7 protein-coding genes and 1 pseudogene are annotated in these 6,220 nt (G+C 45.3%); 5 read left to right on the forward strand and 3 right to left on the reverse strand.

The window, feature by feature from the left end:
• Positions 1-755: 755 nt before the first annotated feature.
• The 3 genes from ndhL to trpA are packed head-to-tail and all read left to right on the forward strand — an operon-like array spanning position 756 to position 2,179.
• Positions 756-1,007, forward strand: coding sequence for an NAD(P)H-quinone oxidoreductase subunit L (gene ndhL, locus IQ230_RS06830; RefSeq protein ID WP_193931285.1), 252 nt, complete (start codon positions 756-758; stop codon positions 1,005-1,007).
• Positions 1,008-1,010: 3 nt separating this feature from the next.
• Entirely contained in the window at positions 1,011-1,337 is a 327-nt protein-coding gene (locus tag IQ230_RS06835) for a DUF3007 family protein (RefSeq protein WP_099699341.1), read from the forward strand.
• Between the two features lie 44 nt (positions 1,338-1,381).
• A complete protein-coding gene (trpA, locus tag IQ230_RS06840) occupies positions 1,382-2,179 on the forward strand; it encodes a tryptophan synthase subunit alpha (protein ID WP_193931286.1) in 798 nt (265 codons plus the stop codon).
• Here the strand turns inward: trpA and IQ230_RS06845 are convergent.
• Positions 2,169-3,149: an aldo/keto reductase gene (locus IQ230_RS06845; RefSeq protein ID WP_193931287.1), complete on the reverse strand. Its 981-nt coding sequence runs from the start codon at positions 3,147-3,149 to the stop codon at positions 2,169-2,171. The genes trpA and IQ230_RS06845 overlap by 11 nt on opposite strands.
• Before the next feature lie 167 nt (positions 3,150-3,316).
• Positions 3,317-3,712 carry a MerR family transcriptional regulator gene (locus tag IQ230_RS06850; protein WP_193931288.1) on the reverse strand — a complete coding sequence of 132 codons (396 nt, stop codon included), beginning with the start codon at positions 3,710-3,712 and terminating at the stop codon, positions 3,317-3,319.
• A gap of 193 nt (positions 3,713-3,905) precedes the next feature.
• On the opposite strand from IQ230_RS06850, the gene IQ230_RS06855 reads away from it, so the two are divergent.
• On the forward strand, positions 3,906-5,177 hold the full coding sequence (locus IQ230_RS06855; RefSeq protein WP_193931289.1) for an MFS transporter: 1,272 nt from the start codon (positions 3,906-3,908) through the stop codon (positions 5,175-5,177).
• Between the two features lie 18 nt (positions 5,178-5,195).
• On the opposite strand, the gene IQ230_RS06860 is transcribed toward IQ230_RS06855, so the two are convergent.
• Positions 5,196-5,687: a DinB family protein gene (locus tag IQ230_RS06860; protein WP_193931290.1), complete on the reverse strand. Its 492-nt coding sequence runs from the start codon at positions 5,685-5,687 to the stop codon at positions 5,196-5,198.
• A gap of 145 nt (positions 5,688-5,832) precedes the next feature.
• On the opposite strand from IQ230_RS06860, the pseudogene IQ230_RS06865 reads away from it, so the two are divergent.
• A pseudogene (locus tag IQ230_RS06865) lies at positions 5,833-6,093 on the forward strand (DUF29 family protein); the annotation flags it as partial.
• Positions 6,094-6,220: the final 127 nt, after the last annotated feature.

Here is a 6,220-nt window from a genome sequence, read left to right on the forward strand (position 1 = left end):
AGGCTACTGATATAGGCGATCGCGTTATAACTTCTAGTGCTAACAGCAATAAATACCGTATTTGTTTCGCCACTCATCAAAGCATTGAGTGCTACGTCACCTGTTGGTGGGTATCCATTACGTATCTAGTTAGCCTCTAAAACCTATTAACTTCAAAATAAAAGCCCCTGACAAAGGAGCTTTCAGCTAACTATAGTTAAGGTCTTTAGGTATGGGGGCAGAGAGACTTGAACTCTCACGACCTTTTACGGTCAACGGATTTTCATTCTCCTGCAGCTTTCGCTACTACCTTACTAGGCTTTGAGAATTGGACTCTCTCTTTACCCTCGGCTTGACGTTAGGGTAGCTCCCGTCGAGTCTCTGCACCTTCCGAAAAATAGTAGCTAGTAGCTAGAAATTGTAAGAACTCTAGATTCACTTTCTCATTGTCTACTTTTCGGCTTGGCTCAGGATTGCCATATCTGAATTAGATTTAGGTTTCCCTGAGTTTGAGAGCGGTCACTTGACAAGTTTCTTTGTCAAGGCTCAATTGTTTAAGTCCGTAGCGTCTACCATTCCGCCACGCCCCCTTTTGAGGTTTGGGTGTTGGGTTAACAACCATCCCGTTTGTCTATTGCACCATTAAATTGCAATCTATGCAACAACTTTAGCAAAAAAAATTGGCGATCGCCTATGAAGTTCTCCCGTCAACTGAGCGTAGCAGCTAGGGAGAAAAGCGGTAGAATAGCTAAAAACAAACGATTCACGCGGGTTCAATGGATAACTTACTACAGTACCTTAACCAAAACCAACCGATTGCGATCGCGCTGCTGTATCTTGTACTGGCGGGAGCATATCTGCTTGTCATCCCTTTAGCCATCATGTTGTACCTAAAACTGCGTTGGTATAACGCTACGTCGTTTGAGCGGGGCTTTATGTATTTCCTGGTGTTCTTTTTCTTTCCAGGGTTATTACTACTAGCACCGTTTATGAATTTTCGCCCTCAGCGTCGGCAAATTTCTAGCTAAACCATGAATAGAATTACGGTTATTGGTATTGGGCTTGGCGTGTTTGTGGCAGGTGGTGTTGTCTATGTTATCTTGCAGGTAGTTGGTTTAGATAGCTTAACAGCAGGCGTGTGGAGCCAAGTTTTGTTGGTTGGTGCTTTAGTGGGATGGTTAGTCACTTATCTCACCAGAGTGTTGCGACAAGACATGACGTATCACCAGCAGCGGCAAAACTATGAAGAAGCTTTTTTGCAAAAAAGGTTAGATGAACTCACACCAGAAGAATTAGCCAAACTACAAGCAGAGATTGAACAAGAAAACAAATCTCGCGATTCCTCCTCAAAGGTGTAAAGTGTTGGATGTTGTCATTTGATCGCCGACACTATCGTTGAAAAATGAACTCAATTTCTGATTGCTTCAAGTCACTGCGATCGCGCGGTACTTGTGCTTTAATTCCCTTCATTACTGCTGGCGATCCAGACTTGGAAACAACTGCTAAAGCTTTGCGGGTTTTAGATGGTGCTGGAGCAGACATGATTGAACTCGGAGTACCATACTCCGATCCTCTAGCAGATGGACCTGTGATTCAAGCCGCAGCAAGTCGGGCGCTGCAAAAAGGAACGCGCCTTGAACAAGTCTTGGAAATCGTGCGCGAGGTAAGTCCTACACTGCGATCGCCAATTATTTTGTTTATGTATTACAACCCAATTTTGAATCGGGGAATTGAGACATTTTTACAACAAATTGCAGATGCTGGGGTCGCTGGTTTAGTTGTGCCTGATTTGCCGTTAGAAGAAGCTGAAGGGCTGCTGAAACCCGCTCAAAAGATAGGGATTGAAGTTGTATTATTAGTCGCTCCAACCAGTTCCCTAGAACGAATTGAGGCGATCGCCCGTGCTTCGCAAGGATTTATTTATTTGGTTAGCGTGACGGGCGTTACGGGAATGCGATCGCAAATGGAAGCGCGAGTCCCTGAATTACTCAAACAAATACGTAGTTACACCGACAAGCCCATTGGTGTAGGTTTTGGCATTTCTGCACCCGAACAAGCGCGACAAGTACGCGAATCAGGTGCAGACGCTGTAATTGTTGGAAGTGCGATTGTGAAACGCTTAGCAGATGAAACCCCCCAAGCAGGATTGCAAGCAATTGGGGAGTTTTGCCAAAGTTTAAAAGCGGCAATTAGCGATTGACACTACTCATATCCGCATAGCGATCGCCTGCAGCAACTCCTTTGGGGGCAACTTCAGCAATGCGTTGGAGTTCTGCTGATGTAAGTGTAATATCAACTGCGGCAACGTTTTCCTCTAGATATTTCTGCCGTTTTGTGCCAGGAATCGGTACAACATCGTTTCCTTGGGCGAGTAACCAAGCCAGTGCTAATTGTCCTGGGGTGACGCCTTTTTCGGCAGCAATTTCCTTGACTCGCTCCACGAGTTGCAGATTTTTATTAAAATTCTCACCTTGGAACCGAGGTAGATTCCGGCGGAAGTCATCAGGCGCAAAATCATCAGGGCTGGTAATTTGTCCTGAAAGAAATCCGCGTCCGAGGGGACTATAAGCAACAAACCCGATTCCTAATTCACGGATGGTAGGTAAAATCTCGTCTTCAGGTTCGCGTTGCCACAGCGAGTATTCTGATTGTAAAGCGCTAATGGGTTGCGTAGCGTGAGCGCGGCGAATTGTTGCAGGTGCGGCTTCTGAAAGTCCAAGATAGCGAACTTTACCTTGTTGGACTAATTCTGCCATTGCGCCGACAGTTTCTTCGATGGGTACATTGGGATCGACGCGGTGCTGGTAGTACAAATCAACGTAGTCTAGTCCTAAGCGTTGTAATGACGCATCACAGGCTTGATGGACGTATTCAGGACTACCATTGACGCCGCGAAAACTACTATCTTCGCCACGGATAATACCGAACTTGGTTGCGAGAACTACTGCATCGCGGCGATCGCGAATCGCCTTACCGACAAGTTTTTCGTTGGTACCAGAACCGTACATATCCGCAGTATCAAGTAAGGTGACGCCCAGATCTAGTGCGCGGTGAATTGTAGAAATTGCTTCAGCTTCATCACCTGTACCGTAGAATTCCGACATTCCCATACATCCAAGTCCCTGTTCAGACACAGTGAGTCCTTGAGTTCCGAGGTTTCGTGTTTTCATTTTGTCTCTCAGATTTACTGCAATTAATGTGAGTTAGTATCTCTTTCGCGCCCCCTAAATCCACGCCACTTGCTACAACGGGGGACACCCCCGCAACGCAGTGGTTCCCCAAAAATGGGGGATAACATCAAAACTTTCCCTAAAATTGGCAAGCCAGTCTAAAGTGATCAGCTTTTAGCTGAGTAGTTAGGTGAACTAGTTTGTTGTGCTTCTATCTCTTGATAGTGTTGAATTTTCCACTGAATCACTTTTAGGTTCTGCTGAAGTTCGGCAATACGTTTTTGAACCTCAAGTTCATGCGCTTCTAGAATTGCGCGGCGATCGCTGATTGCTTCTGGATTTTCCCGTAACAAGGTAGCGAACTGCTGCATTTGACGAATTGGCATTCCTGTAGCCCGTAAGCGAGTCAAAAATTCAATTCGAGCAATATCTGCTGCTGAGTAACGGCGATGTCCATTGCTTCCCCTATTAACTGGCTCAAGTAGCCCATTACGCTCGTAATAGCGCAGTGTATGCACACTCAAACCCGTTCGTGCTGCAACTTGTCGAATGTCCGTGTCCATGAATATCACCTTAGAACTTAGAGTGCGCTCTAAGTCAAGCCTTTTATAGAAAAAATTGGGCACACTCAATAACAGACTAACGATGACTTGTAAAATATACGGGTTATGCAATTTTTGCATAGCAGGGCTAAATCGTATAGGAAACACGCTAGCTAGCGCAGCCCGCAGACTACCCGTGGCTTAGAGGAAGATTATGGTTGATCCTAGGGTTCATGTAGAAGAGGCAAACCGCAAACAAAGGCTAAAGCAACATCATCGCTTGTTTTTATGGCTTTCTCTTGCAGCAGGCTTAATTTTTTTGCAGGGATATATGATCGCACCACTTATCCCTCGGCTGGCACAAATTTTTCAAGTTCCAGAGCAAGAGATCGGCTTTATTGTCCCAGCATATATGCTTGCTTATGCCCTAGCAGCCCTCTTTTACGGAATTCTTTCGGATCGCTTTGGTCGCTGGCCCGTTATGCGTGCTTCAGTCTGCATCTTCATCATTTGTACAGCACTGACAGCAACAGCTCAATCTGCCTCGCAGATGGTTCTCTGGCGACTTTTAACTGGACTAGGTGCTAGTGGAGTTATACCACTAACGTTTGCCTTGATTGGAGATTTATTTCCCTTTCGCGAACGAGGACAGATGTTGGGTATGGTGTTTGCTTATATGGAGGGTGGCATGGCATTTGGCTCTGCGGGTGGAGCGATTCTTGAACCCTTTGTGGGCTGGCAGGTACTATTTATTGGGACTTCAGTTGCAACAGCAATCATTCTCTGGCGCTTGCACCGCTATGAAGCACTGTTCGATACTCCACAGGCTGCTGAACCACTACGCTCGATTCGTCAGGTTTTTGCAGGCTACCGCAGTGTTCTGTCAACTTGGCGCGGAAAGCGGACTTACATCTATGTCTTTTTGAACGCGATCTTTCACTCAGGGGTTTATACCTGGCTAGGACTTTATTTGTCGCAGCGCTACAACTTGGGGGAGGCTGGAATCGGGCTAGCAATTTTTGGATACGGCATTCCAGGTTTAATTTTTAGTCCGATGATTGGCAGAGCAGTGGATCGTTGGGGACGCAGATGGCTCATCCCGCCAGGACTTGGCATAGCTGCTATAGCAGGGTTTATGATGATTTTCCAGATTCCCTTGACTTTGACCACTATTGCTATTCTGATTTTGTCTCTTGGCTATGACCTCACTCAGCCTTTGTTTGCGGGAATTGTGACAGATTTAGGTTCCGCCAGAAGTCTAGGGCAAACAATGGGGTTCAAAGTTTTTACACTATTTACTGGATTTGGAATTGGTAGTCTCTTATTCGGTGAGGCGCTTCGTTGGGGCTTTGGTCCGACACTCGCTATTTTTAGTACAATACAATTGCTGGTAGCAGTTGCTGCAATTCCTTTATTCCGCTCAGAGGCTCCCAAAAAAGAGGCAGAAATTAAAGCAGCAGAAGCTTGGGATGAGCAAGAGGAATAGGCTTGGAGGAATGCAAAGCTAAGGTCGAATGACACGATGCATATCCAGTGATGGTGGAGCGATTTCCGTTTGGCTGATCATGTCGTGAATTTGCCCTCGATGATGTGTTTGGTGGTTAAAAAAGTGGGCGACAAGTAAATCGACAGGATCGTTACAAACTCTACCAGAATTATTTGTATACTCAATTGTACTGCTTAAAAACTCCTCAGTTAAACTTGCAGCAAAGTTTTCAATCCGCTGATCTTCGGCTTGACGTACTTGCCATAATTCGTCAAAGTTCTCGAAGAGAATCGCATCTAAATTAGTTGATGACATCGATTTACCCTCAAACCGCCCTAACCAAATGCGATCGCCTACCATAATATGATTTAGCGTTCCGTGGATACTTTTAAAAAATGCTGGACGGATTTGTTTGCGTTCATCATCACTTAATTGAGCGCAAGCTTCGTAGAGTTTGCGATTTGCTAATGTGTTGTATTTTGCTAATAATTGAAAATGCTTGGTAAGCATATATTCCCCTTTAAGCTTGGCGAATGAATTCGCTGCTAGGCAAACAAAGTCCACCTCCGTGGACTGACAACCAAAACTCTTACTTTAGTGGGAGAAGGCACACTTTGTTTATATAGCCCCGACTTTAGTCGGAAGGCATCTCATTATAGAAGAACTGCTGACTCTCAAAGAAATGCTGCTTAAGGATAATATTCCTGGTGCCTTAGCGATTGTCGAAGAACTCGAAGAAATGGGTCGTAATGACATTATTAAAACAATTCGGAGTTACGCAGTCGTCCTGTTGTTACACCTGATCAAACAGCAAGCAAAAAACCGTACAACTCGTCCTTGGGAAGTTTCAATTCGTAATTCTGTGCGAGAAATTCAGCGAGAAAACAAGTGTCGTAAGGCAGGAGGTTACTATCTTATACGAACTTGCGTTCTAAAGAACAATTAGGGTAGGGTGCAGTTAACCGAGAAACGAGCACTGTTATGGCAAGAGTCAGTCGAGTTGTAGCCCACCAGAGCGTTGAAGAAGTTAAGCAGAAGCTGGC

The organism is Gloeocapsopsis crepidinum LEGE 06123 (assembly GCF_015207655.1).
Classification (GTDB): domain Bacteria; phylum Cyanobacteriota; class Cyanobacteriia; order Cyanobacteriales; family Chroococcidiopsidaceae; genus Gloeocapsopsis; species Gloeocapsopsis crepidinum.